General features: G+C 63.3%; 25 protein-coding genes and 1 other RNA gene. 5 read left to right on the top strand and 21 right to left on the bottom strand.

What is annotated here, in order from left to right; genetic code table 11:
* Positions 1–40 precede the first annotated feature (40 nt).
* From ispG to ndk, 5 genes are read right to left on the bottom strand one after another with little or no spacing between them, the layout of a single operon-like run.
* Positions 41–1,327, bottom strand: a complete 1,287-nt coding sequence (gene ispG / locus N5B55_RS06185; RefSeq protein WP_304539510.1) for a flavodoxin-dependent (E)-4-hydroxy-3-methylbut-2-enyl-diphosphate synthase — start codon at positions 1,325–1,327, stop codon at positions 41–43.
* Between the two features lie 49 nt (positions 1,328–1,376).
* The gene (locus N5B55_RS06180; protein WP_304539509.1) at positions 1,377–2,471 is read right to left on the bottom strand and encodes a RodZ domain-containing protein; all 1,095 of its coding nucleotides are present in this window, start codon (positions 2,469–2,471) and stop codon (positions 1,377–1,379) included.
* Positions 2,464–3,261, bottom strand: coding sequence for a type IV pilus biogenesis/stability protein PilW (pilW, locus tag N5B55_RS06175; protein ID WP_065857646.1), 798 nt, complete (start codon positions 3,259–3,261; stop codon positions 2,464–2,466). Before pilW ends, N5B55_RS06180 begins: the two co-directional genes overlap by 8 nt.
* The gene (gene rlmN, locus N5B55_RS06170; protein WP_065857644.1) at positions 3,258–4,409 is read right to left on the bottom strand and encodes a 23S rRNA (adenine(2503)-C(2))-methyltransferase RlmN; all 1,152 of its coding nucleotides are present in this window, start codon (positions 4,407–4,409) and stop codon (positions 3,258–3,260) included. Before rlmN ends, pilW begins: the two co-directional genes overlap by 4 nt.
* Before the next feature lie 42 nt (positions 4,410–4,451).
* On the bottom strand, positions 4,452–4,877 hold the full coding sequence (gene ndk, locus N5B55_RS06165; RefSeq protein WP_065857642.1) for a nucleoside-diphosphate kinase: 426 nt from the start codon (positions 4,875–4,877) through the stop codon (positions 4,452–4,454).
* Positions 4,878–5,245: 368 nt separating this feature from the next.
* Here ndk and N5B55_RS06160 point away from each other — a divergent pair, with 368 nt between their 5' ends.
* Positions 5,246–5,947: a Bax inhibitor-1/YccA family protein gene (locus N5B55_RS06160; protein WP_252692736.1), complete on the top strand. Its 702-nt coding sequence runs from the start codon at positions 5,246–5,248 to the stop codon at positions 5,945–5,947.
* 99 nt (positions 5,948–6,046) lie between these two features.
* Here the strand turns inward: N5B55_RS06160 and rlmD are convergent, their stop codons facing one another.
* Positions 6,047–7,399: a 23S rRNA (uracil(1939)-C(5))-methyltransferase RlmD gene (gene rlmD, locus N5B55_RS06155; protein ID WP_304539508.1), complete on the bottom strand. Its 1,353-nt coding sequence runs from the start codon at positions 7,397–7,399 to the stop codon at positions 6,047–6,049.
* Positions 7,400–7,559: 160 nt separating this feature from the next.
* Here rlmD and N5B55_RS06150 point away from each other — a divergent pair, with 160 nt between their 5' ends.
* Entirely contained in the window at positions 7,560–8,423 is an 864-nt protein-coding gene (locus N5B55_RS06150) for an endonuclease/exonuclease/phosphatase family protein (protein ID WP_304539507.1), read from the top strand.
* Positions 8,424–8,460: 37 nt separating this feature from the next.
* On the opposite strand, the gene rpoS is transcribed toward N5B55_RS06150, so the two are convergent.
* The 4 genes from rpoS to surE are packed head-to-tail and all read right to left on the bottom strand — an operon-like array spanning position 8,461 to position 12,150.
* Positions 8,461–9,597, bottom strand: coding sequence for an RNA polymerase sigma factor RpoS (rpoS, locus tag N5B55_RS06145; RefSeq protein ID WP_304539506.1), 1,137 nt, complete (start codon positions 9,595–9,597; stop codon positions 8,461–8,463).
* Positions 9,598–9,605: 8 nt separating this feature from the next.
* Positions 9,606–10,433 carry a peptidoglycan DD-metalloendopeptidase family protein gene (locus N5B55_RS06140; RefSeq protein ID WP_304539505.1) on the bottom strand — a complete coding sequence of 276 codons (828 nt, stop codon included), beginning with the start codon at positions 10,431–10,433 and terminating at the stop codon, positions 9,606–9,608.
* Between the two features lies 1 nt (position 10,434).
* Positions 10,435–11,379: a protein-L-isoaspartate(D-aspartate) O-methyltransferase gene (locus N5B55_RS06135; protein ID WP_154207344.1), complete on the bottom strand. Its 945-nt coding sequence runs from the start codon at positions 11,377–11,379 to the stop codon at positions 10,435–10,437.
* A gap of 15 nt (positions 11,380–11,394) precedes the next feature.
* Positions 11,395–12,150: a 5'/3'-nucleotidase SurE gene (surE, locus tag N5B55_RS06130; RefSeq protein WP_065857629.1), complete on the bottom strand. Its 756-nt coding sequence runs from the start codon at positions 12,148–12,150 to the stop codon at positions 11,395–11,397.
* A 211-nt stretch (positions 12,151–12,361) separates the two neighbouring features.
* On the opposite strand from surE, the gene N5B55_RS06125 reads away from it, so the two are divergent.
* Positions 12,362–13,336, top strand: coding sequence for an NADPH:quinone oxidoreductase family protein (locus N5B55_RS06125; protein WP_009238416.1), 975 nt, complete (start codon positions 12,362–12,364; stop codon positions 13,334–13,336).
* 76 nt (positions 13,337–13,412) lie between these two features.
* Here the strand turns inward: N5B55_RS06125 and N5B55_RS06120 are convergent, their stop codons facing one another.
* The 7 genes from N5B55_RS06120 to N5B55_RS06090 all read right to left on the bottom strand — a co-directional run bounded on the left by N5B55_RS06120 (position 13,413) and on the right by N5B55_RS06090 (position 20,319).
* Entirely contained in the window at positions 13,413–14,519 is a 1,107-nt protein-coding gene (locus N5B55_RS06120; protein ID WP_304539504.1) for an alkene reductase, read from the bottom strand.
* Positions 14,520–14,615: 96 nt separating this feature from the next.
* The gene (locus N5B55_RS06115) at positions 14,616–15,245 is read right to left on the bottom strand and encodes a TetR/AcrR family transcriptional regulator (RefSeq protein WP_304539503.1); all 630 of its coding nucleotides are present in this window, start codon (positions 15,243–15,245) and stop codon (positions 14,616–14,618) included.
* A 91-nt stretch (positions 15,246–15,336) separates the two neighbouring features.
* Positions 15,337–16,128, bottom strand: coding sequence for an ABC transporter permease (locus N5B55_RS06110; protein WP_304539502.1), 792 nt, complete (start codon positions 16,126–16,128; stop codon positions 15,337–15,339).
* 23 nt (positions 16,129–16,151) lie between these two features.
* Positions 16,152–16,964, bottom strand: coding sequence for an ABC transporter ATP-binding protein (locus N5B55_RS06105; RefSeq protein ID WP_065857623.1), 813 nt, complete (start codon positions 16,962–16,964; stop codon positions 16,152–16,154).
* 64 nt (positions 16,965–17,028) lie between these two features.
* Positions 17,029–18,078, bottom strand: coding sequence for an ABC transporter substrate-binding protein (locus tag N5B55_RS06100; RefSeq protein WP_154207341.1), 1,050 nt, complete (start codon positions 18,076–18,078; stop codon positions 17,029–17,031).
* An 89-nt stretch (positions 18,079–18,167) separates the two neighbouring features.
* Positions 18,168–19,376, bottom strand: a complete 1,209-nt coding sequence (locus N5B55_RS06095; RefSeq protein WP_304539501.1) for a CaiB/BaiF CoA transferase family protein — start codon at positions 19,374–19,376, stop codon at positions 18,168–18,170.
* Positions 19,377–19,404: 28 nt separating this feature from the next.
* Entirely contained in the window at positions 19,405–20,319 is a 915-nt protein-coding gene (locus tag N5B55_RS06090; protein WP_304539500.1) for a LysR substrate-binding domain-containing protein, read from the bottom strand.
* Positions 20,320–20,536: 217 nt separating this feature from the next.
* On the opposite strand from N5B55_RS06090, the gene N5B55_RS06085 reads away from it, so the two are divergent.
* Positions 20,537–21,877, top strand: a complete 1,341-nt coding sequence (locus N5B55_RS06085; RefSeq protein WP_304539499.1) for a carbohydrate porin — start codon at positions 20,537–20,539, stop codon at positions 21,875–21,877.
* A gap of 14 nt (positions 21,878–21,891) precedes the next feature.
* Here the strand turns inward: N5B55_RS06085 and recR are convergent, their stop codons facing one another.
* The 4 genes from recR to N5B55_RS06065 all read right to left on the bottom strand — a co-directional run bounded on the left by recR (position 21,892) and on the right by N5B55_RS06065 (position 25,466).
* Positions 21,892–22,512: a recombination mediator RecR gene (gene recR, locus N5B55_RS06080; protein ID WP_065857966.1), complete on the bottom strand. Its 621-nt coding sequence runs from the start codon at positions 22,510–22,512 to the stop codon at positions 21,892–21,894.
* A complete protein-coding gene (locus N5B55_RS06075; protein WP_009238426.1) occupies positions 22,512–22,811 on the bottom strand; it encodes an antibiotic biosynthesis monooxygenase family protein in 300 nt (99 codons plus the stop codon). The genes recR and N5B55_RS06075 overlap by 1 nt, the downstream gene beginning before the upstream one ends.
* A 23-nt stretch (positions 22,812–22,834) precedes the next feature.
* A complete protein-coding gene (locus tag N5B55_RS06070; RefSeq protein ID WP_009238427.1) occupies positions 22,835–23,182 on the bottom strand; it encodes a YbaB/EbfC family nucleoid-associated protein in 348 nt (115 codons plus the stop codon).
* An 85-nt stretch (positions 23,183–23,267) separates the two neighbouring features.
* Complete coding sequence (locus N5B55_RS06065) at positions 23,268–25,466, bottom strand: DNA polymerase III subunit gamma/tau (RefSeq protein WP_304539498.1); 2,199 nt, start codon at positions 25,464–25,466, stop codon at positions 23,268–23,270.
* A gap of 126 nt (positions 25,467–25,592) precedes the next feature.
* On the opposite strand from N5B55_RS06065, the gene ffs reads away from it, so the two are divergent.
* Positions 25,593–25,691, top strand: an RNA gene (ffs, locus tag N5B55_RS06060) — signal recognition particle sRNA small type.
* The last annotated feature ends 4 nt before the right edge of the window (positions 25,692–25,695 follow it).

Below are 25,695 nucleotides of genomic sequence, written 5' to 3'. Positions count from 1 at the left end.
GTTTCCTACTTCGGCTCCGGGTTCGAAGCCTGATGCCGTTTCAGACAATCGCCGGAGCCTGTGGGCCGTAATGCGTCCGCACGTATTCGTCGACGATCGTCTGGAATTCCTCTGTAATGCGTTCGCCGCGCAGCGTTTTTACTTTCACCCCGTCAACGAATACCGGCGCCGCAGGCGATTCGCCCGTGCCCGGGAGCGAGATGCCGATGTTGGCGTGCTTGCTCTCGCCTGGCCCGTTGACGATGCAGCCCATCACGGCCACATTCATCTCCTCAACTCCTGGGTACTGCGTCTTCCACTTCGGCATCTGCTCGCGCAAATACGACTGGATGCGCGCCGCCAGTTCCTGGAACACCGTGCTGGTCGTGCGCCCGCAACCCGGGCATGCAATGACCATTGGTGTGAAGTTGCGCAGGCCCATGGTCTGCAGAATCTCTTGCGCGACGATGACTTCCTTCTCGCGCGGCGCACCCGGCTCGGGCGTAAGAGAGATGCGGATGGTGTCGCCGATGCCTTCCTGCAGGAGCACCGACAAGGCCGCCGTGGAAGCGACAATGCCCTTGCTTCCCATACCGGCCTCGGTCAGACCCAGGTGCAACGCGTAGTTACAGCGACGCGCAAGTTCGCGATACACCGCAATCAGATCCTGTACCGCCGAGACTTTGCACGACAGGATGATCTGCCTGCCCGGCAAGCCCAGCTCTTCCGCCTTCTGTGCGGACTGAATCGCCGAGGTGATCAACGCCTCGACCATCACCGCGCGGGCATCCCATGGCGTTGCGCGTTGCGCGTTCTCGTCCATGATCCGTGCAAGCAAATCTTGGTCGAGGCTGCCCCAGTTCACCCCGATACGCACAGGCTTGTCGTAGCGGCAGGCGATCTCGATCATCTGCGCAAACTGCGTGTCGCGCTTTGCGCCTTGCCCGACGTTGCCAGGGTTGATCCGGTACTTGGACAGCGCCTGCGCGCACTCTGGATAGTCCTGCAGCAGCTTGTGGCCGTTGTAGTGAAAATCGCCGACCAGCGGTACATCCACGCCCATGCGGTCGAGCTGCTCGCGAATAGCCGGCACCGCGGCAGCGGCGGCAGGCGTATCCACTGTGATACGCACCAACTCAGAGCCCGCACGCGCCAGCTCCTTCACCTGGATTGCCGTGCCGATGGCGTCCGACGTGTCGGTATTCGTCATCGATTGCACACAGACCGGCGCGGCGCCGCCGACGTGCACGACGCGATCACCCCAGCGGATTTCCGCGGCGCGCGAGTTCCGGCGCGGCAGCGGACCCACCAAGGCTGGAACGCAATCGAGAGGCGTGGAAATTTCCATGGTCAGACGAGGCGCGCCACCTGCGGCAACGCGCCATTTACAAAACGGTTCAGGGCAACGTAGCCCGCGCCACGCGATTGCGGGCGTATTTTTGAAGATCGACGGATGCACCGCCCACGGCCAGCGACTCAACGGCTTCCGCATTCCCGAAGACAACCTTGAACGGCGGCGTGCCGGTCAAATCGCGCGCGTCGCCTTCCTTGGAGATGCCGCTGGCGAGCGTCTTGCCGGTCTTATCCTTGATTTCATACCAAGAGGAACCAGAGAAGCGCACGGAGACCGTGCCGCCGCCAACCGCAGGTTCAGCCGGTTTGGCCGTTTCCGTAGGCTGTGCAGTCACTCGAGCATCGACGTTGACCACAGCAGCCTTAGCGCCTGCAGCGGCTGCAGCGGCTGCAGTGGGCGCCGGGACTGCACCGTTATCCGAACGCGGCAGTGTTGGCGGCTGCGCAAGCGGCGCAGTTACCACGCCCGAGGCAGGGGCGGCCGGGGCGACAGGCGTCAACGGTGTCGGCATCGAAGCGGCCGGTGTTTCAGCCGCAGCCTGGTCCGGAGCCGGAGCCGCTTGCGCGGGCGGAGTTTGCTCGGCAGTCGCTTCCTTGCCGGCGGATTCGGTGTTCTGCGTAGCAGCCGTTTGCGTGGCAAACCACTGCTTCAGACGATCCATACCAGCCAGCGCTCCACCCGCCACAACCACCGCAACGAGCACGCCAATCAGCCAGCGGCTACCGCCACCACGACGCTTCGCAAAGCTCGGCTTGTCGGAAAACGATTCACCCAGCCCGCCTTCGGGTCGCAAACCGATGTTGGTGACCGGCGCACGGGCATTCAAACGCGCAAGCTGGTCATCGACATCCACTTGCAGAGCACGCGCATAGGCACGGATAAGCCCTTTGGTAAAGGTCATGTCGGGCAATGCACTGACATCTGCCGACTCCACCGCCGACAACTTACCCGGCGCCACCTTCAGACGCCCTGCCAGATCGTCGACCGTCAGCCGCTGCCGCTCTCGGCCGGCACGCAGGCGTTCAGCGATCTCGCGCAGCGCATCGTCGCGGTCCGGCGAAGTGGAGGCAGGCGGATTCGAGGCAGGCGCCGCGCCGTGAGAAAAGCCGGCTGCGCTTGCCACGTCGCGGTCAGTCATCCCAGGCTCCTCGTTCGAATGCCGCCTCTTCGGGCGCATTGGGGAAGCGACGCTGCAATTGCGCGCTCCATGCGTTCTGCTGCGAAGCGTCGCCAAGGCGGCGCGCGATCCGAGCGCCCAGCCACAGGCTTTCCGCCGTCGGATTGCCACGGCCATTCACACGTTCGATAAACGGCATGGCACGCGAATATTCGCGGCGTTTGTAGTACAGCTGCGCCAATGTCAGGTTGGTCAGCGGATTGTTTGCGTCGATGTAAGTGGCGCGTGTCAGGCTCTTCTCGGCGCCATCCAGATCACCTTGACGCATCTGGCACACACCCAGATTCGTCCATGGTTTCGCGGGGCTACCGGCCGCCGGCGCCTCAATGGCTTGGCGCAGCATCGCCATGCCTTGATCCGGCTTGCCGCCTTGCGAGCACAGGAACCAGCCGTAGTTGTTCAGCAGGTCTCCATCTTGCGGCGTTGCCGCCAGAGCGCTGCGAAAACTCTCATCCGCCTGCTCGCGTTGGCCCAGATTCATGTAAGCCAGCGCGCGAATGTGATAGGCGTTCGGGACGCTCGGATCGATCGCGATGGCATTCTTGATTTCCTCAAGCGCTGTCGCGTTCTGTCCGGCTTCCAAGTATTGCGTCGCAAGCTGTAATCGGATCGCAGCCCGACGGCCGGTGTCGGCCTTTTGATCGGGGGCGGTCGCGACTTCTCGTGTCTGTGTCTGGACCGACGGCGACAATGCGCACCCGGCGGCTGCCAGCGTGAATACCAGACTGACAGCAGTCGACCAACGCTTCATGCGGTACCCATGCGGTGAGTGGAGTCGGCCCCGATCACCGGGATCTCGACGATCTTGCCGAACTTCCCGCGCTCGGCCAGGCGTGTGCGATCTTTGACCTCGCCAGCGAGCTGACCGCAAGCGGCATCGATGTCATCGCCCCGCGTCTTGCGGATGGTGGTGACAATGCCAGCATCCAACAGCACCTGCGAGAAGCGGCGGATCTGCTCATTGTTCGAGCGCTTCAACCCCGACTCCGGGAAAGGGTTGAAGGGGATCAGGTTGAACTTGCACGGCACGTCGGCCACGACGCGCAGCAGTTCACGGGCATGCTCGACGGTGTCGTTGACACCATCCAGCATGCAGTATTCAAAGGTGATGAAATCGCGCGGCGCGAACTCGAGATAGCGGCGGCAAGCAGCCATCAGTTCGGCCAGCGGGTACTTCTTGTTGAGCGGCACGAGCACGTCCCGCAGCGCATCATTGGATGCATGCAGCGACACGGCAAGTGCCACAGGCACATCGCGCGCAAGACGGTCCATCATCGGCACGACGCCGGAGGTGGATACCGTTACGCGACGGCGTGAAAGGCCATACGCGTTGTCGTCCAGCATCAGCGCCAGAGCGGGCACCACGGCGTCGTAATTCAGCAGCGGCTCGCCCATGCCCATCATGACCACATTGGTGATGACGCGGTCGTCTTTCGGACCACGGCCGAGCTGTTTGCGCATTGCGAATTCCGCCATCCACAGCTGACCGATGATCTCGCCAGTGCTCAGATTGCGCGAGAAACCCTGCTTGCCGGTCGAACAGAACCGGCAGTTGACGGCACACCCCGCCTGAGACGATACGCACAACGTGCCGCGCGTCTCTTCGGGGATGTAGACCGTCTCCACGGCATTGCCCTGCCCCACGTCGACCAGCCACTTGCGCGTGCCATCCGACGAAAGGTGATCGGTAATGACCGCCGGCGCCTGGATGTTGGCGCGGGTCGCAAGCTTTTCGCGCAGCGACTTGGCGAGATCGGTCATCTCGCCAAAATCGGACGCGCCCGACTGATGAATCCAGCGCTGCAACTGCTTGGCGCGAAACGACTTCTCACCCAGGCTCTCGCAGTACGCGAGAAGGCCCTGTGCGTCGAAATCGAGGAGATTCACCACATCGCTCATGACTTGCAACCCGAAACCACAATCCCAGTCTAGTGTTGACGCTTAGCGGCTGTAAATGTTCAGGCCCGGGAAGAAGAACGCAATTTCCACGGCAGCCGTTTCAGCTGCGTCCGAACCGTGCACGGCGTTGGCGTCGATGCTGTCAGCGAAGTCGGCGCGGATGGTGCCCTTCTCTGCCTTCTTCGGATCGGTTGCGCCCATCAGGTCACGGTTCTTGGCGATTGCGTTTTCGCCTTCCAGCGCCTGCACCATCACCGGGCCCGAGATCATGAAGTCCACCAGGTCCTTGAAGAACGGGCGCTCCTTGTGCACAGCGTAGAACTGTTCGGCTTCAGCGCGCGACAGGTGGATCATCTTGGCTGCGACGATCTTCAGGCCGGCACCTTCGAAGCGGGCGTAGATCTGGCCGATGACATTCTTGGCCACGGCATCCGGTTTGATAATCGACAAAGTGCGTTCGAGCGCCATCAAAAACTCCAAAAAATGAAGGTGTTACGTGAAAGATAAACGTTAGATTCTAACACGGGAGGGAACCGGATTGGATGTCAAGCGGTGCAACCGATGGTGACGCGCGGTGGCCGCGGGGGGAGGCGGCACAGTCACTTCCCGCAGCGCACGCCGCCAGCCCGATGAACACGGCTTAGTATCCCCTTATGGAGAGCACGAAAAGTCACGTCCAAAGGGCATTTTCCGTCCCGATTGCCCTCCCGCCGCCGGAACCGCGTGGCATGCTGACTCTCCAAGTAAGGACGAGGTGGCTTGCAAAAGCCCGCCTCGGATGCCACATTCGCTGTGTCGTCGCATTGTCTGCAATGTCATTCACCCAAGGAGTTCGCATGGACAACCAACTCAACACGTACGGTTTTGGCGCTTCCGGCACCGCCGGCGCGTTGGCCGTCCGCAATCGCGTGCTGCGCAATACCTATTGGCTGCTCGCGCTTTCCATGATCCCCACCATCCTCGGTGCCTGGATCGGCGTCGCCACCGGCTTCAACCTGATGGGACGCAACCCGCTGATGGGTTTCGTCATCTTCATGGCAGTGGCTTTTGGTTTCTTCTACGCCATTGAGCGCTTCAAGAACAGCGGCGTCGGCGTGGCATTGCTGCTTGGCTTCACCTTCTTCATGGGGCTGATGCTGTCCCGGTTGATCGGCATGATTCTGGGCTTCTCGAATGGCGCGTCACTCATCATGACGGCGTTCGGAGGAACAGCGATCATCTTCGGCGTGATGGCGACGGTCGCCACGGTCAGCAAGCGCGATTTCTCGGGCCTGGGTAAGTGGCTGTTCATGGGCGTGCTGGTGCTGATCGTTGGCTCGGTGGCCAACATCTGGCTGCAACTGCCCGCGATGATGCTGACGATCTCGGTACTGGCTATCGCGATCTTCTCGGCGTACATCCTGTTCGACGTGCAGCGCATCGTGAACGGCGGCGAGACCAACTACGTGACGGCTACCCTGGCCATCTACCTGGACGTCTACAACATTTTTACGAACCTGCTGGCCATCCTGGGGATCTTCGGCGGGAATCGCAACTGAGCGAACCTTACCCCGCAGTGCGCTAGCAATAGCGTGGTGCAAAAAAAACCGGCGCCTCATGCGCCGGTTTTTTTTGCACGCAGATTGCGTGATGCGTACTTAGTCACGCTCGAATACCGCCATCGATTCCACGTGCGAGGTGTGCGGAAACATATTGACCACCCCTGCGCCCGCCAGCCTGTATCCGGCCTCATGCACGAGCAAACCCGCATCGCGCGCCAGCGTTGCAGGGTTGCATGACACGTAGACGATACGCTTAGGCAGCAAATCAGCGGCCTCACCGCCACGTTGAGACAACTCAGCCAGTGCCTTGGACACAGCCAACGCACCTTCGCGCGGCGGATCGATCAGCCAACGATCGAACTTGCCCAGAGCGGCAATATCATCGGCCGACACTTCGAAGAGATTGCGGCAAGCGAACGTCGTTTTCGCGTCCAAACCGTTGTGCTGGGCGTTGGCGAGCGCCCGGGTTGTCAGCGCCTCGCTGCCTTCGATGCCCATGACTTCGCGCGCCCGCGTCGCCATTGGCAGCGTGAAGTTGCCGATACCGCAGAACAGGTCAAGGAGCCGATCGCTGGGCCGGGCATCGAGCAACTTCAGCGCCCGCGACATCAGCACCCGGTTGATCTGGTGATTGACCTGCGTGAAATCCGTCGGTTTGAACGGCATCGTGATGCCAAACTCCGGCAGCGTGTACGTCAGTGTACGGTCGAGGGGATAGAACGGATAGACGGTGTCCGGCCCCTTGGGTTGCAGCCAGAACTGAACGTTGTGCTGATCGGCAAAAGTGCGCAGCTCGGCCTCATCCTCGGCGGTGATGGGCTCCAGATTGCGCAAAACCAGCGCGGTCACGTCCTGCCCGACCGCCAGCTCGATCTGCGGCATACGTTGCACGATCGACAGGCGCCCCACCAACTCGCGCAACGGCACCAGCAGCGCGGATACGTGCGGCGGCAGCACCTCGCACGACGTCATGTCGGCCACGTAGCTGCTCTTGCGCTCGTGGAAGCCCACCAGCACACCACCTTTGGCCGCAACATGGCGCACGGTCAAGCGGGCGCGATAGCGGTAGCCCCAGTCGGGGCCGGCAATCGGTCGGAACACGACGTCCGGACGCAGCTTGGCCAGATGCCACAGGTCGTCTTCCAGCACGCGCTGCTTGATCGCGACCTGTGCGCGCGAATCCAGATGCTGCATCGAGCAGCCACCGCACACGCCAAAGAACTTGCAATGCGGCGTCACGCGCGAGGCGGACTGGCGCAAAATGTCCACCACGCTCGCCTGCTCGTACGACGACTTCACGCGATGACTGCGATACATGACGCGCTCACCCGGCAATGCGCCTTCGACGAAGACCACCTTGCCCGGCGTACCATCTTCATTGGTCAAGCGGCCGATGCCGCGCGCTTCGCCGTCGAGGGAGACGATGTCCAAAGGGCCGGCCACGGGCATCTCCGGTTTACGGCGGCCACGTGGTTTGGCGGGCGGCGCGTCCGTAGCGGCGATTGCTGAATCAGGAGAGGAAGGCGTGACGTTAGGTGCAGCTTGAGACACGAGCGAGCCTGGGCAAAATGAGGACAAGGGCGGCATTGTAAGACACCGGAGGACCAGCATGGGCACCGTCATCCTGACGTGGAATATCCAGTGGGGCCGCGGCGCCGACGGGCAAGTCAGCCTCGAGCGCCAACTCGCGCACGCACGTGCCATGTCCGAATTCGACGTGTTGTGCCTGCAGGAAGTCACCTCCGGCTTAAGCGACCTGCCAGGCCGACCAGGCATCGATCAATGGAGCGAACTCGCCGACGCGCTTGGCTCCGACTACACCGTGATCGGCGGGTTCGCGCTGGAGCGGCACAACGGCACACATGTGCAGCGCTTTGGCAACGCGATCGCCACACGTCTGCCCGTGCATTACGTCCGGCGCCACGCGCTGCCGTGCCCGCCCGATGCCACGCCATACATGCCGCGCATGGCCATTGAGGCGATCGTCCAAGCGCCGTTTGGCGCGCTGCGCGTCGTCACAACGCATCTGGAGTATTACTCGGAGCCTCAACGTCTGGCGCAAATCGATGCGCTGCGCGCGATCCACACAGAAGGTTGCGCACGCGCGCTTCAACCATCGGTGCTTGGCTCAGAGCCAGAAACAGGCCCATTTCGCCCGCTTGCGCAGACCACGGCAACCATCATTTGCGGTGATTTCAATTGCAGGCCGGATTCCACACCGAAGCGCTTGGCCACCGTGCCGTTCACTCGGGAAGCCGCTTTGCATGATGCGTGGGAGATCGCGCACGGCACCACGCCGCAGCCACCGACCTTTGGTGTGCACGACCGCGCGGGCTGGACAGAATCCGCCTACGCGTGCGATTTCATGCTGATCAGCGATCCATTGAAGCCGCGCGTGCTGCGGATGGAAGTCAACAGCACCACGCAAGCATCGGATCACCAACCGATGCTGCTGGAGCTTCGGAACGACTGAATGGAACTGGAGGAGAAAGAAGAGAGGCAGCGGCGCCTTACAGCACCGCGTCCTTACGCACGCCCTGCGAAGCGAAATGGCGCTTGAGCTTGACCAGCGCTTCCTGCTGAATCTGACGAACACGTTCGCGCGTCAGGCCCATCTCGGCGGCCAGCTCTTCCAGAGTCGCAGGCTCGATGTAATTGAGGCCGAAGCGGCGCTCCACCACATAGCGGTGCTTGTCGGACAAGCGCGCAAGCCACGACTTCATCAGCAGTGAAAGCTCGCGATGTGCCACCTCCTGATCCGGCGAGGCACCATGCTCGTCCGATAGGAAATCGAGCAGGCTCGTACCCGGATCAAGATCGAACGGTGTGTCGAGCGAAGTCGTGTGCTCGTTGAGCGAGAGCACGTCCTGCACTTCTTCCGTGGTCTTGCCGAGCAGGTGGGCGATGTCTTCGAGGCTTGCGTCGCGGCCGTCCACACCACTCTTTTCGAGATGGCGCTTAGCGCGCAACACTTGATTGAGCTCACGAATCACATGCACCGGCAGACGGACCGTACGCGCCTGATTCATGATCGCGCGTTCGATGCTCTGGCGGATCCACCACGTTGCATACGTCGAGAAACGGAACCCGCGTTCCGGATCGAATTTTTCGATCGCGTGCATCAGACCCAGGTTGCCCTCTTCGATCAAATCAAGGAGCGGCACACCGCGGTTCAGATAGCCCTTCGCGATGCTTACGACCAAGCGCAGGTTGCGCTCGATCATGACCTGGCGCGCGGCAAATTCGCCCGCCTTGGCCAGCGTCGAAAAATGCAGCTCCTCCGCTGGGGTCAGGAGCGGCTTGATGCTGATGCGATTGAGGTAGTGCTGAACCGTGTCGGCGGCCAGTTCGGCCTGCAGCACCTTGCGGAAATCTTCCTCGGGTGCGGCCTCCTCGGCCTCTTCACCCTCTTCCTCTTCTTCATCCGGCTCGTCGGCACTGTCCGACGTATCGTTGAGATCAGCAGAATCGGAGGCAGGTAGATCGTCGACCAGCGCGTCGACGACTTCGATCTCTTCAGCAGGAGGCTGTGCCGCGCCGCGCGCACGCCGCCCCGCGCGCCCATTCGGGGTGCTCTGGCCCTCTACAGCAGCGTCGATGTTGTCATCGGCGGGGGTGACGGGCGTGGCAGCTTTCTGGCGCGGCATGCATACCTCTATTGAGGCGGCAAGTAGCGCATCGGATCGACCGGCTTACCGTTACGGCGCACTTCAAAATGAAGCTTCACGCGATCCGCATCGGTACTGCCCATTTCGGCGATCTTCTGCCCTTTCTTGACCGTGGATTGCTCGGTGACCAGAACCTTGTCGTTGTTGCCGTAGGCGGTCAGGAACGTGTCGTTGTGTTTGATGATGACAAGATTCCCGTACCCACGCAAGGGTCCAACGTGGATCACTTTTCCGTCGTCGGCAGCGACCACCGCATCACCACGTTTGCCACCAATGTCGATGCCCTTGTTGCTCTTGTCATCGAAACGGTTGATGAGCGAGCCGCGTGCCGGCCAAGCCAGGGAAATTGCGCTGTCGCTTGCCCCGGCAGGAGCGGTGGACGCCGCTGCGGACGGCGCGGTGGCTGGCGTGGAGTCGACCGGCTGCGTAGTTGTGTTAGGCGGGCGAACCGGCGTGACGATGGCCCCGCTGCTGCTGACATCGGCGTTCGGCGGAACAACGCGTAGCAGCTGATCGACTTCGATCTGGTTCGGGTTGGCGATGTTGTTCCAGGCCACAAGGTCTCGCGGCGCCTGGCCGTTGCGCAGGGCGATGCTGTACAAGGTATCGCCACGCTTGACGCGATAGTAGCCGGGGGGCGGCGGCTCTTGCGATACGGTCCCAGCGCTGCCGGCACGCGAGGTGCGGTCGAGAACGGGGGCCTGATTGCCGGAGGATGCGCAAGCCGCCAATAGTGCGGCCGACACCATCGCCACGGCGAGCCGGCCTGCGCGTGCGGGGCTTGGACGGTTCATGGAGCTCCGGGAAGTGAACATGCTAAACAGTTCCTGATTTTAACGGGACAAAGAAAACGCCTTCAAGCGCGGTACTGTGAAACTGAAAGCGGCTGCGGCGCTCGATGAGAACGAGCTGCTGCGCGGGGCCACTGTTGCGGTCGGTGGCCACTGGGGCAACCAGCCGGCCGCCGACAGTAAGCTGGTCGAGCAGCGCCTGCGGCACCTCCAGCCCCGCCGCCGCCAGGATGATGGCGTCGAACGGCGCGGCCTTCGGCAGCCCCAGCATGCCGTCGCCATAGTGCAGACGGATGTTTGGCACGCGGAGTGGCCGCAAGTTCGCTTTGGCTTTTTCGTGCAGCGGACGAACGCGCTCGATGGAGTACACCTCGTCGGCGAGTTGCGCCAGAACGGCTGCCTGGTAGCCGCAGCCAGTGCCGATTTCCAGCACACGTGCCAGCGGCATGCCGGTGCGGCCCGACCGTCCACTTAACAACAACTCGATCATCCGCCCGACCACTGACGGCTTCGAGATCGTTTGCTGATGGCCGATCGGCAGTGCGGAATCCTCATACGCCTGCGACGCCAGGCCAGCATCGACAAACAGATGGCGCGGCACGGTGCCGATCGCTGCCAGCACGCGCTTGTCACTCACGCCGCCGGCTTGCACCCGGCCAACCAATGCCTGACGCGCGCGGTCCGACGCCATGCCGCCCGCCGCCGCATGCGCTGCCGCTGTGCGTGCCTGCACAGCGCTCGCAGCGACGGCGCCGACCGCGGCGTCGACCCCCGCCACACGTTGCGGCGCGGGTGCGGGGGCGGAAGCGGGCGACGCGCGCTCCACGGATGCCGCGCGCACCGGCGTGGGGCGCGAGACTGCGCTTACCCCGGACGAGATTCGCGTTTTACGCTGGGGCTCCGCCGGCTTACGCTCGACCACTGCATCGAGCGTCAACGGGAAGCGCCGGTCGCGCGGGCGTTCAGACATGAGCCACCGGGCCGATCATGGTGTCTGCCAGCGGCGCACCGTGCGCAGTTGGGCCGTATCGGTCAGATCGAGCTGCAGCGGCGTCAGCGAGACGAAGCCGTGCGCAACGGCGTGGAAATCGGTGCCCTCGCTGGCGTCTTTTGCATCGCCGGCGGCACCGACCCAGAAGATCGGCTCACCGCGCGGATTGGCCTGACGGATCACCGGCTGCGACTGATGCCGCTTGCCCAGACGCGTCGCACGCCAACCAGCCAGCTCGGCGTACGGCAGATTCGGGATGTTGACGTTCAGCAGGACCGGCCCGTCCAGCGGATCGGACAGATAGCGCTCGACCACCTCGCGGGCAATGCGCTCGGCGGCGTCGAGGTGCGTCCAGCCCTTGTCGGCCTGCGAAAACGCAATCGACGGAATACCGAACAGGTAACCTTCGATGGCGGCGGCGACCGTGCCGGAATACAGCACGTCTTCACCCATGTTCTGGCCCTGGTTGATACCGGAGACGACCAAGTCGGGCTTCTCTTCGATCATGCCGGTGAGCGCGATGTGAACGCAATCCGTCGGCGTGCCGTTGACGAAGCGAAAACCCTTCTGGGCACCTTCCGTCGCTTCGAACACCGAAAGCGGACGCTGCAGCGTCAGCGAGTTGGACGCGCCGCTGTGGTTCTGTTCTGGTGCGACCACCGTCACGCGGCCGAGGGGGCTCAGCGCGCGATGCAGCGCTGCAAGCCCAGGGGCGAGGTATCCGTCGTCGTTGGCAATGAGAATATGCATGGCGCGGATTGTAACCGAGCAACGTCCGCGAATCGTGCTTGGGCACACGTTCTACACGCATACAAAATATGCATCGACAGGCCGCGCGATTCATCGTGGCCGGCCAAATCGAACGACCGTGCTTTTATTCGGTTACACTGCCACGCGAGATCGCGTGCAATGCATGCGAGATGGCGAACAATCCAACGCAAGACTGTTGAGGAGACACATGATGAAAGCCGTCGTCTGCAAGACCTGGGGCCCGCCCGAATCGCTGGTGATCGAAACATTGCCGGATCTCTCGCCCGGCGCCGGCGAAGTCGTGATCGACGTCAAGGCCGCGGGAGTGAATTTTCCTGACGTGCTGATCATCCAGAACAAGTACCAGTTCAAGCCGGAGCTGCCGTTCACGCCCGGTTCGGAAGTCGCGGGCGTGGTCAACGCGGTCGGCGAAGGCGTGTCGCACCTGAAGGCCGGTGACCACGTGATTGCCTTTCTTGGCCAGGGCGCCTTTGCTTCGCAGGTCAAGGCATCGGCCAAGGTCGTCATGCCGATGCCACCGGGCATGGCTTTCGATACCGCCGCCGCATTTACGCTCACGTACGGCACATCGCACCACGCAGTGGTCGATCGCGGGCAATTGAAGGCTGGCGAAACGATGCTGGTGCTCGGCGCGGCGGGCGGCGTCGGGCTGGCGGCTATCGAGATCGGCAAGGCGATCGGCGCGCGCGTGATCGCGGCTGCATCGAGCGACGAAAAACTGGCAGTCTGCAAGGACCACGGCGCGGATGCGCTGATCAACTATTCGACCGAAGACCTGCGCGAGCGCATCAAGGAACTGACCGACGGCAAAGGCCCGGACGTGATCTACGACCCGGTTGGAGGCATTTACGCGGAGCCGGCATTCCGCTCGATCGCCTGGCGTGGCCGCTACCTCGTAGTCGGCTTTGCCAACGGTGAGATCCCGAAGATGCCGCTGAACCTGGCGTTGCTGAAAGGCGCATCGCTGGTGGGTGTGTTCTGGGGGGAATTTGCCCGCCGCGAGCCCAAGGCGAATCTGGCGAACATGATGCAGATGCTCGGCTGGATGCAGGAAGGCAAGATCCGGCCGCACATCTCGGCGCGCTATCCATTGGAACAGACGACACAGGCGCTGCTGGACATGGCAGCGCGCAAGGTGACGGGCAAGGTCGTCATCCAGCCCTAAAAACATCAGCGCTGAACGAAAAAAAACCGCGCAGGGTAATCGCCTGCGCGGCTTTTTTCTTCGGCACAACCGGTGATCAGGCCGCTTCTTCCAGCGTCGGATAGTCGGTGTAGCCCTTTTCCCGGCCGCCGTAGAACGTTGCACGATCCGGCTTGTTAAGCGATGCGCCGGCACGGAAGCGCGCCACCAGATCAGGATTGGCGATGAACGGGCGACCGAACGCAACGGCATCGGCCAGACCGGAGGCGATCATCTGTTCGCCCTCTTCCGCCGTATATTGGCCGCACACAATAAGCGTGCCCTTGAATGCGTCGCGCAGTTGGCGGCGGAAATCGTTGCTCAGTTCGGGGCCGCCTGCCCAGTCGGGTTCGGCGATGTGCAAGTAAGCGATGCCGCGCTTGGTCAGCTCGCGAGCGAGGTACAGCGCGCTCTCTTCTGTTTGCTCGTCGGCAATGTCGTGCGCCACGAAGTGCGGCGACAGGCGGATGCCGACGCGGTCTGCGCCAATCTCGGCGATGGCGGTGTCGACCACTTCAAGGATCAGGCGGGCGCGGTTTTCCAGCGAGCCGCCATATTGGTCGGTGCGCTGGTTGCTGTTGGTCGACAGGAATTGGTGCAGCAGGTAACCGTTGGCGGCATGGAATTCAACGAAATCGAAACCGGCGCGGCGCGCACGGAGCACCGCCTGGCGGTATTGCGCGATCACACCGGGGATTTCTTCCGTGGCGAGAGCGCGTGGCTCGCTGGTCGGCACATTGGCGGGCGTGCCGTCGGGTTGCACAACAAAGCTCTGCGCGCCCTTGGCGACGATGGCAGACGGCGCGACGGGAGCCTGGCCGTTTTCTTGCAGCAGCGTGTTGGAAATACGGCCCACGTGCCACAGCTGTTGCGAGATGCGGCCGCCCTTGGCGTGCACAGCATCCACTACCGCCTTCCAGCCGGCTTCCTGTTCGTCGGTGTACATGCCCGGTGTCCACGCGTAGCCCTGGCCTTGGCGGGAAATTTGCGTGGCCTCTGTAACGATGAGGCCGGCCGTTGCACGCTGCGCGTAATACGTCACGTTCAGTTCGGTCGGCACGTCACCCGGCTGACCGGCGCGCGAGCGCGTAAGCGGCGCCATCACGACACGATTGGCGAGGGTCGTACGGCCGGTCTGAACCGGGGACAGCAGTTGTTGAGTCATATCAGCTCCTGAAGGACACTATTCGACCGGTCATCTAGTACCGGAATCAAAGAAAAAGCGAGGAACGTGCCTCGCTGGCAATGGTTTGCACCGGAATCAATGTTTGCGCGTGGCCAGCAGGATTTCCGTTTGCGCCACACAACTCTTGAACGGAGCGACGGTGCGGTGCGCCTTGGCCAGCAGCGCACCTCCCATCCACATGGCGTACAGACCCTCGGCGAGTTGGCGCGCGTCCTGCACAGGCGCCAACGAGCCGTCGGCGACACCGGCCTCGATTGCGGTGGCGATGCGCTCGACCATGCGCGTCATCCCAGTCGACAAGACCTTGCGCATTGGTTCCGACAAGTCCGACACCTCACCCGAAAGCTTGACGGCGAGGCACGTGACTTCGCACGCGCTGCGCTCATGCAGATCGATCCAGGCCGTGAAGTAGCGCAGCAGCCGCTCGCGGGCGGTGAGGCGCGAGTCGTTGAAGAGGCTGACAACGCCCGCATCGTAGTCCTGGAAATAGCGCTCCAGCATGGCAACGCCAAAGTCTTCCTTGGACCCAAAGTAGTAATAGAACGAGCCCTTAGGCACCTGCGCACGGCCCAGGATTTCCGCCAACCCCACGGCCGAAAAACCGCGCCCGAGGATCAACTCGGCACCGGCTTCCAGGATGCGATCGCGGGTGTCGTGCCGGGCTTCAGCGCCTTCAGCGGTGACGGGTTCGGGGTGCTTGCTCATGATGGGTTCCATTGTAGTAGACCGACCGTCTAGTTGCATGACCCTGCTCTGGGCAGGGTCGATGTGACGTTCGCATTGTCGGCTCGCCCGCTCAGAGCTTTTCGGTCTCGCCGCTCTTCGGTTGCCAGCGCATCAGGCGTTTTTCCATCAAGCCGACGAGCCGGTCCAGCACGAGCGCAAATACCGTCAGCACGACGATGCCCGCAAAGACAGTGTTGATGTCGAACGTCCCTTCGGCCTGGAGGATCAAGTAACCGACACCGCGCGCTGAGCCGAGGTATTCGCCCACCACCGCCCCCACGAACGCCAGGCCCACCGACGTGTGCAGCGATGAGAACACCCAGCTCGTCGCGCTCGGCAGGTAGACAAACCGCAGCAATTGTCGCTGCGATGCGCCCAGCATGCGCGCATTGGCCAGCACGACCGGACTCACCTCCTTCACGCCCTGGTAGACGTTGAAGAAGACGATGAAGAACACCAGCGTCACCGCCAGGGCGACCTTTGACCAGATTCCCAACCCGAACCACACGCCGAAGATCGGCGCCAGGATCACGCGCGGCATCGAGTTGGCCGCCTTGATGTACGGGTCAAGCACCGCCGAGGCCGCCGGGCTCAGCGCCAGCCACAGGCCTGCGCCCAGGCCGGTGGCCGTGCCGATGGCAAATGCCAGCACGGTCTCGGCCAGCGTCACGGCAAGGTGTTGGTAGATATCGCCCTCAGTGACGAACCATGCCCAGATGCGCTGGGCAACGATGAGCGGTTCTCCGAAGAAGAACGCAACTTCCTGCGAGCGCGTGGCGAAGTGCCACACGCCCAACGTGACGACCAGCAGGCCAAGCTGCCAGGTGCGCAGCGCGAATGGAGAAAGCGGACGGTTAGCCATGGATGCAATCGATCAGATTCAGGTCAAGCCACGCGCCGGTGCTGCGCATAGCCCTTGAGCACTTCTTCACGCAGTACATCCCAAATGCGCGAATGGAGGTCGACAAAGCCGGCCTGATCACGAATCTCGGCCACGTCGCGCGGGCGCGGCAGGTCGATCTTGAATTCGCCGATCGGGTGAGTGCCGGGGCCGGCGGCCAGAACGACCACGCGGTCGCTCATGGCAATGGCTTCGTCCAGATCGTGGGTGATGAACAGCACCGCCTTACGCTTTGCGGCCCAGAGATCGAGCACCTCGTTCTCCATCAGCTGGCGCGTCTGGATGTCGAGCGCTGAGAACGGCTCGTCCATGAGGATGATGTCTGGGTCGAGCACCAGCGTTTGCGCCAGGCTCACCCGTTTGCGCATGCCGCCGGAAAGCTGATGCGGATAGCGGTCTTCAAAGCCCGCCAGCCCGACGCGCGCGAGCCACGACATGGCAAGGTCACGCGCCTCCTTGTCGGGCATGCCTCGAAACTCCAGCCCGGCCATCACGTTGTCGAGCGCGCTACGCCACGGCATAAGGGCCTCGGCCTGGAACATGTAGCCGGCCCGACGATTGATGCCGAGCAGCGGCTCGCCAAACACCCGCACCTGCCCGGAAGACGGCTGCAGCAGGCCCGCCGCCAGATTCAGCAACGTAGATTTGCCGCAGCCGGTCGGGCCCACCACGGAAACGAACTCGCCGGCCTGTACTTCCAGCGAGGTGTTTTGCACAGCGGTGTAGCGCTGGCCCGGCGTATCGGGCGAGATGAACGTGCAGGTGATCTGATCGAACGAAAGCGCGGGATGTGGCATGGTCTGCGGTCCAAAAGCAATGCGCCCGGGCGGAACCGGGCGCGTTGCTGAAAGCCTGTGGAAACTACTTGTACTTGGCGTTGGCCTTCTGCACGAAGGCATTGGTGAAGGTCTGGTCGAGCTTGATCTGCTTGCCCTTCACTTCCGCATCAAATTCCGACAGCGTGCGCAATGCCGTGGCAGGGCCGTCGGCCGGCATCGTCCCATCCGGAGAGATGGCCTCCCGCACCTTTTCCCACGCCGCCAGATACAGCGCACGATCGCCCAACAGATAGGCTTCCGGCACCGTCTTGACGATGTCGGAGGGGCCCGCCTTCTGCAACCACTTGAGCGCGCGCACCATGGCGTTGGTCATGGCCTGCGTCGTGTTCGGATTCTTCTGGATGAACGCGGTGGAGGCATACAGGCAGCCGGCCGGCATGTTGCCGCCAAATACTGCCTTCGTATCGGCCAGCGTGCGAGTGTCCGATACCACGCGGACTTCATTCTTCTGCGTCAACATCGACATCACGGGATCCAGGTTCGCCAGGGCGTCGATCTGACCAGCACGCACGGCGGCAATCGCTCCGCTGCTCGGGCCCACGCCAATGATCGACACTTCGTTCGGCTTGATGCCGGCGCGCGCCAAAACGTAGTTGACCATGATGTTGGTCGACGAACCGGGAGCCGTCACGCCGATCTTCTTGCCTTTCAAATCGGCGATCGACTTGTAGTTGGGCATCGTCTTGTTGTTGACCGCCAGCACAATTTGCGGGGCACGCCCTTGGAGCAAGAACTCCTGGTACATCTGGCCCTTGGCCTGCAGCACCAGGGTGTGCTCGTACGCGCCGCTCACCACGTCGGCGCTGCCGCCGACCACGGCCTGCAGCGCTTTTGCGCCGCCGGCAAAGTCGACGATTTCAACGTCCAGGCCTTCGTCCTTGAAGTAGCCCAGGCGCTCGGCAATTGTCAGCGGCAGGTAATAGAACAGGGCCTTGCCTCCCACCGCGATGGTGACCTTGCTCTTTTCAGGTTTGCCCTGCGCCAGAACAGCGGGGCTGGCAGTCAGCAGGCTCGTCGCGCACAGTGCTGCGCCTATCCATTTTGCCCAGCGCCCCATGACTCGTGTCCCCATGCCTGTCTCCTGTTCTTTGGCTTTCACTGCCTTGGCGGCGATATTACCGCAACGATTTCCAACACGACATGCGGGATCGTCCTAGCTCTTTAGCGCTTGGCTTCGGCCACGATGCCTTGCGAAACCAGCGCGTCGATCTGCGCATCGGTCAGGCCGTGGCCGCGCAGAACGTCCCGCGTGTGCTGGCCAAGGCGCGGCGCGCTCGCCTGCACGGCGCCGGGTGTGGCGGAAAGCTTGGGCACCACGCCCGGCATCTCGACCTCGATGCCCGACTGCGCGCGCACGGTTTCGATCACGCCGCGCGCGCGGTAGTGCGGGTCGGCGGCGATGTCGGCGATGGTGTAGATCGGGCCGCTGGGCACTTCGGCCGCATGCAGCGCGGTCAGAACATCAGCGATGGGTAGCGTGCTCGTCCAGGCATTGATAGCTGCGTCGATTTCCTCTGCCCGTGCCGCGCGGCCGTCGTTGCGGGCCAGGCCAGGATCGTCCGCCAGATCTTGCCGGCCCATGTGTTGCATCAGGCGGCGGAAGATGTTGTCGCCGTTGGCGGCAATCAGAACGTATTCGCCACCGGCGCAGCGGTAGGCATTCGACGGTGCGATGCCCGGCAGCGCCCCGCCCGCCGGCTGGCGGATTGCGCCGAACACCGAATACTCTGGCAGCAGGCTCTCCGTCAGGTTGAACACGGATTCATACAACGCCACGTCGATCACCTGCCCCTTGCCGCCGCGCGCATCGCGTTCGTACAGCGCCAGTAGCACGCCCAACGCGCCATGCAAACCGGCGATGGTGTCGCCGAGCGACAGCCCGGCCCGGGCAGGCGGGCGCCCCGGCTCACCGGTCAAATAGCGCAGGCCGGCCATGGCTTCGGCAATGGCCGCAAAGCCGGGCTCATCGCGTTTGGGCCCCGTCTGGCCATAGCCTGACACGCGCAACATGATGAGCTTCGGATTCACCGCCGAAAGCGCCTCGTACGAGAGCCCCCACTTTTCCATCGTGCCGGGCCGGAAGTTTTCGATCAGGACATCGGCTTCGGCCGCCAGCTTGCGTACGACTTCCTGCCCTTGCGGCACCCGCAGGTCGACACAGACCGACTGTTTGTTGCGCGACTGCGCCTCCCACCAGACTGATGTGCCCTCGTGCAGCATCCGCCATTTGCGCAGCGGGTCGCCCTGCCCCGGCGGCTCGATCTTGATGACCTGTGCGCCAAAGTCGGCGAGCGTCTTCGCTGCAAACGGCCCGGCAATCAGTTGCCCGAGTTCGAGCACGCGGATGTCCTGCAAAACCTGTGTCGGCATGGTCGTATGGAGTGGGAGAGCGTTGAATTCAGAGTACGGCGGAGTTGCCAAGCAGATGCGTCATCAACAGGCGAGCGGAGCTGGTCAGCGCATCGGGGTCACGCACGCCCACCAGCAGCCGGCGATGCGCCCATTCGTCTTGGAGCGCCACGAGCGCCAGACCGGCGCCCGGCAGGCTCGATACATGGCTTTGTGCGGCGATGCGCGGCAACACGCCCACGCCCAGGCCGGAGGCCACCATCCGGCAGACGGCTTCAAAGCTGCGCACCTGGATGCGCAGGCGCAACGGCTTGCCCAGACGCAAGCTCTCGTCGACCAGTTGCGCGGCGAGCGACGTGCCCGGCGGCAGGCTGACGAAATCGAAGTCCAAGGCGTCGACGAAATGAACCTGCTTGCGCGCGGCCAACGGATGCCCGCGGGGCGTGACCATGGCGAGATCGTCCTCGCGGTAGTCGAACGATTGCAGCCCTTCACACGGCGTACCGGCCGCGAAGATCCCAAGGTCTGCCCGGTTCTCGCGCAGCGCGGCAACGATATCGCCGCTGTCCTGCTCTTCCAGCGCGATGCGGATCGCCGGATTGGCCAGCATGAAGGCGGCCAGGTCGTCAGCCAGGAATTGTGTGATCGACGAGGTATTGGCCCACACGCGCACCAGCCCGCGCGTGCCGGCGGCGAAGTCGGACAGCGCACCGGCCATACGTTCAACGTCCTGCAAGATGCCCACGGCGTGACGGAAGCACGCCTGACCTGCCTCAGTCAGTTCCACGCCGGCGGCATGGCGATACAGCAACGGTGCGCCCACGGCGGCTTCCAGATCGGAAATCCGCTTGCTTGCAGCGGCCACAGCCAAATGTGATTGCCGCGCTCCGGCAGAGATGCTGCCCAGCCGAGCCACCGCCACGAAGAGGCCAAGGGTGACGAGATCGAAGCGGGCGAGATTCATGATGCGGATAATTCGGCGGAGTTGGGGAAACGCGACAGGTTAATGCGAATCGTTACAATTTTCATCGGCAAGTCATGACCTGGCGCTTAGGATGGCGCGGTTTTTTGCCTCATCCCGCCTGCACCAGCCAGGATTCTAGCGGTTGCCCTCTTTGTCGTAATTCATGCCCTCGCTGCCTCTTCACGTGATCCCCCGCCGTCCAATCTCAATCTCTCTGATGGGCGCCGCAAAACAAGCGATGGCCGCCTTCATGCTCGCATTGAGTCTGCAAAGCGCTGCGCTGGCGGCTGGCGCGGAAACGCCCGCCGCGGACATCCCTGAGCCGGAGCGATGGAACGTGCATGGACAGTTCACCAACGTGACGCAATGGCATCCGTCGTTCCGCTCGCCGTACAGCGGCACCAATAGCCTCACGCCTGACAACAACACCAAGGAGACGGTCGACGTCACGCTCTACCTCGGCCTGCGCCTGTGGAAGGGTGCCGAGCTGTACGCGAACCCGGAAATCGACCAAGGTTTTGGACTTAGCAATACGGTCGGTCTGGCCGGCTTTTCAAGCGGAGAGGCCTACAAGATCGGCAACAATGCTCCCTACCGCAAGCTGCCGCGCTTGTTCCTACGGCAGGTCATCAATCTCGGCGGCGAGCAACAAGCAGTAGAGTCAGCCCCCAACCAGCTTGCCGGCAGCCGCTCGGCGGACAACCTCACCATCACCGTCGGCAAGTTCTCGGTGGTAGACATATTCGACACGAACACGTACGCGCACGACCCGCGCGGCGATTTCCTGAACTGGGCGGTGATCGATGCCGGCGCATTCGACTATGCAGCGGACGCCTGGGGCTACACGCATGGTCTGGCGGTGGAATGGACGCAATCGTGGTGGTCGCTGCGCGGCGGACTCTTCGCGCTTTCGGTGGTACCCAACAGTGTCACGATCGACACCACGTGGAAGCAGTACCAGTGGGTGGGCGAATTTGAAGCGCGCCACGATTGGTTCGGCCGCCCGGGCAAGATCAAGCTGCTTGCCTTTGCAACACGTGGCCGCATGGGTGGCTATGGCGATGCGGTCAGCCTCGCCCAACAGACGGGCGACACGCCGGACACGGGCCTCGTGCGGCGCCTCGCCTGGCGCCCCGGCGTTGCCTTGAACCTGGAGCAGGAAATCACCTCCGACCTGGGCGTCTTTGCGCGGGCCAGCATGAACGACGGCAGCAAGGAAACATACGAGTTCACCGATATCAACCAGTCAGTGTCGGCCGGGTTCTCGCTTAAGGGCAATCGTTGGGGGCGCCCGAACGACACGTTCGGTGCCGCCGTGGTGGTGAACGGCCTGTCGCGCGCGGCACGCCAATATTTCGCGGCCGGCGGCATGGGCGTATTGATTGGTGATGGCGCGCTCAACTACGGCACCGAACGCATCGCCGAGCTGTACTACAACTGGGCAGCCATCAAGCACCTCACGCTCGGACTGAACTACCAGTATGTCGTCCATCCCGCGTACAACCGGGATCGCGGCCCGGTATCGATCGTCGGGGCACGCGTCCACGCCGAATTCTAAGCAACTGCGGAAGATCAGAGTTGGCGCCGGTCCAGTACGGCGCGAGCGATGGTACCCGCGTCCACGTATTCCAGCTCCCCGCCTACCGGCACGCCACGCGCAAGACGCGTCGCCTTGATGCCGCGCGCCTTCAACATCTCGCCAATGTAATGGGCCGTCGCCTCACCTTCGCTGGTGAAGTTGGTTGCGAGAATGACCTCGGTGCACGGTCCGCCCAACGCAGGATCGGTCGCACGGGCCAGCAAGCGTTCAAGGTGAATCTCTTTGGGGCCGATGTTGTCCAGCGGCGAGAGCCGCCCCATCAGCACGAAGTATTGGCCGCGATAGGTCAGCGTCTGCTCGATCATCATCTGATCAGCCGGCGTTTCCACCACGCACAGGACCGAAGCGTCACGGCGCGTGTCAAGGCAGGTCTCGCAAACATCCTGCTCGGTAAAGGTATTGCAGCGGCTGCAGTGCTGGATCGATTCCGTCGCCTCCGACAGTGCCCGCGCCAGTTGCGCGGCGCCTTCGCGGTCATGCTGCATGAGGTGATACGCCATCCGCTGGGCAGACTTGGGGCCGACGCCCGGCAGCACGCGCAAGGCGTCAACCAGCATCTGCAGCGCCGACGGCGTACCCGGGGCGTTACGCATCATGCATGCTCCAGAATCGTCGTATGGTGCAGCACTTCGGGCATCGGATCATAAAAGTGATGCAACAACGCGCGCCAGCGCTGGTATTCGGGCGATTGCCGAAAGCCGATGGTGTGATCTTCCAGCGTCCGCCACTGCACCAGCAGCAGATAATCGCTCGCCTTTTCCATGCACCGTGACAGCGACAGCGAAACGAAGCCACGCATCGCACCAATGATGTGGCGAGCCTCGCCGAAGGCGGCCTCGAAGGCAGCTTCCTGGCCGGGCCTGACGTGCAGCAGCGCGGATTCCAGCACCATGGCGCGATCCAGATGAGCGTCGCTTAGAACGGCAGCTTGAAGCCAGGCGGCAACATGCTCGCCATACCGCCCAGGCCGGAAGTGAGCGAGCCCATCTTCTCTTGCGTGGTGGCCTCGGCCTTGCGCACGGCATCGTTGAACGCTGCGGCGATCAGGTCTTCAAGCAGATCCTTGTCTTCGCCTTCGGCCAGCAGGCTCGGGTCGATCGACACACGCTTCACGTCGTTCTTGCAGGTCATCACCACTTTCACGAGGCCCGCGCCGGACACGCCTTCCACCTCGATCAGGGCGAGCTGCTCCTGCGCCTTCTTCATGTTCTCCTGCATCTGCTGGGCCTGCTTCATCAGCCCGGCGATCTGGCCTTTCATCATGGTCGTTGCTCCTTGAAATGGGTCATGCAAGGCGCGCCACTCAGATGCGCGCGCCGGTGTTCAATGTTCAGTCTTGGAATGCGGTTCAGTGCGCGTGCGGTTGGATCGACCCAGGCACGACCTGCGCGGCAAAGTCCCGAACCAGCGCCTGCACAAAGGGGTTGGTGGCGATGGCATCTTCGGCATTGCGCTGGCGCTCGGCGCGCTGCTCGGCGTCGACGGCCGCCGCGGTGGCGCGTGCAGGTCCGATATCGCACGCCACACGAACGGGCGTGCCGAAGTGTTCCGTCAGTGCGGCTTCCAGACGCTCGACGACGCTCGCATCAGTCAGCGGAGGCAACGGTACACGCAATCGTATCGTGGCACCTTCCACAGCCGCCAACTCGCTCTGGTAAGCCAGCTGCTGAGCCAGACCGCGGATCGGCAGGCTCGCTGCCAGCGCCGGCCAATTGCCGTCGAACGTGGCAAGACTGCTGGTGCTCAGATCAGGCGGCGTAGCAGCGGCTACCGGCTCGGGGGCAATCGTCTTGACCGGCACGGGTGCGGCTGCGGGGGCCTCGATCGGTGCTGAACCTGTTGCCGGTTCAGGCGCACCGGGACGCACGCCCGAAGCGGCATCCCAGCCGGCAAAGGCGGCGTCCATCTCCTCAAGTGACGGCGAAGCAAACTCGCCCGGCATTTCGTCCCAGGGTGGCGGGCCGTCATCGGCGGGCACTGCGACTGCAGCCGGTTGTTCACGGCGCTGCGGCGGTGACACCACGGCAGCAGTCGCCGCAGCCGTATTCGGACGTGGGCCTGCTGCAATGGGAGCAGCGGGACGAGCGACGGGAGCGGCAACCGGTGTAGCGGCGGGCGCAGAGGCGCCACCACGGCCACGGCTTGACGCCTGACGCGCAGCGGCCAACGCTTCCATTGCCGGCGAGCGACGTGCGGGGGCCGCAGCCTGCGTATCTGAAACCGCCGCAACGGGCGCGGGCGCTGGCGGAGTCGCCTGATCAGTCGCTCGCGGCGCCTCGACCACCGGCTCCGGACGCACGGCCACCGGCGCAACCCGAGCAACCGGCGCCGCCACAGGCGCCGTCGCCGTAACCGCCGGACGCGTCGATGCGGCTGGCGATGCAGCCAGCGGCATCGCGCGCTTGCCGCCGCCACCGCCCGAAGGCGGCGCGGCGTCCCCACCGGAATGTCCCGGCTGGAACGCCAACATACGCAGCACTGTCATCGTGAAGCCCGCGTATTCATCCGGTGCAAGCGCCAGTTCGTTGCGGCCCAGATTGGCAAACTGATAGAACAGCTGCACCGACTGCGCGTCGAATCGCTCGGCAAGCCGGCGTACGTCGTCGGCCTCGGGCCAGTCGTCCTGCACAGCAGCGGGCACAACCTGCGCCAGCGCAATCTTCTGCAGCAGCGAAGCCAGATCCTGCAGCGCGCCCGAGAAGCTCAGACTACGCCCGGCCATCTCGTCGGCAATCTCGACAAGCGCGGCGCCATTCTCGTCGGCCAGCGCATCGAGCAGACGCACGAGGAAGCTTTGATCAATCGCGCCGAGCATGCCGCGGACGGCTGCTTCGCTGACCTCGCCGGCGCTATACGCGATGGCCTGGTCAGTCAGCGACAGTGCATCGCGCATCGAGCCCTGCGCCGCGGCCGCGAGCAGACGCAGCGCGTTCGGCTCGTGAGCGATGCCCTCTTCGCCAAGGATGCGATCGAGGTGGGACACGATGTGCCCCGGCGGCATCTGCTTGAGGTTGAACTGCAGGCAGCGCGACAGCACCGTCACCGGAATTTTCTGCGGATCGGTGGTCGCCAGAATGAACTTGACGTGCTCGGGCGGCTCTTCCAGCGTCTTCAGCATCGCGTTGAAGGCGTGGTTGGTCAGCATGTGCACTTCGTCGATCATGTAGACCTTGAAGCGGCCGCTTGTGGGTGCGTAGATCGCGCGGTCCAGCAGTTGCGCCATCTCGTCGACGCCGCGGTTGGAGGCGGCATCCATCTCGATGTAATCGACAAAGCGCCCGGCATCGATCTCGGTACAGGCGCGGCACACGCCGCACGGCTGTGCGGTAATGCCGCCCCGCCCATCCGCGCCGACGCAATTGAGCGATTTGGCCAGGATGCGCGACAGCGTCGTCTTGCCGACACCGCGCGTGCCTGTGAACAGGTATGCGTGGTGCAGGCGCTGCTGTTCGAGCGCATGCGTGAGCGCTTTCACCACGTGTTCCTGACCGACCAGCGTGGTGAAATCGCGAGGGCGCCACTTGCGGGCGAGCACTTGATAACTCATGCGGCGGATTGTAGCAAAGCGAGGTGGATTTCCGACGCGGTTTCGGAGGGGTCAACCGCCATGCGCGCCGAGCGAATTGCAAGGATATTCAGGTGGGGACGTGGGAGTCGGTTACAATGGCGGTCGGACGGGCCTCCTCGCATGGTGGCGCGGTCAACCTGGTCAGGTCGGGAACGAAGCAGCCACAGCCGTTTTCCGCCAGTGCCGAGGGTCAGGCTCGTCCCCCTTC

The organism is Ralstonia pickettii (assembly GCF_030582395.1).
GTDB classification, from domain to species: domain Bacteria; phylum Pseudomonadota; class Gammaproteobacteria; order Burkholderiales; family Burkholderiaceae; genus Ralstonia; species Ralstonia pickettii_D.
The sequence above is the reverse complement of the archived record's forward strand: the minus strand, read 5'-3'. Positions and strand labels throughout refer to the sequence as shown.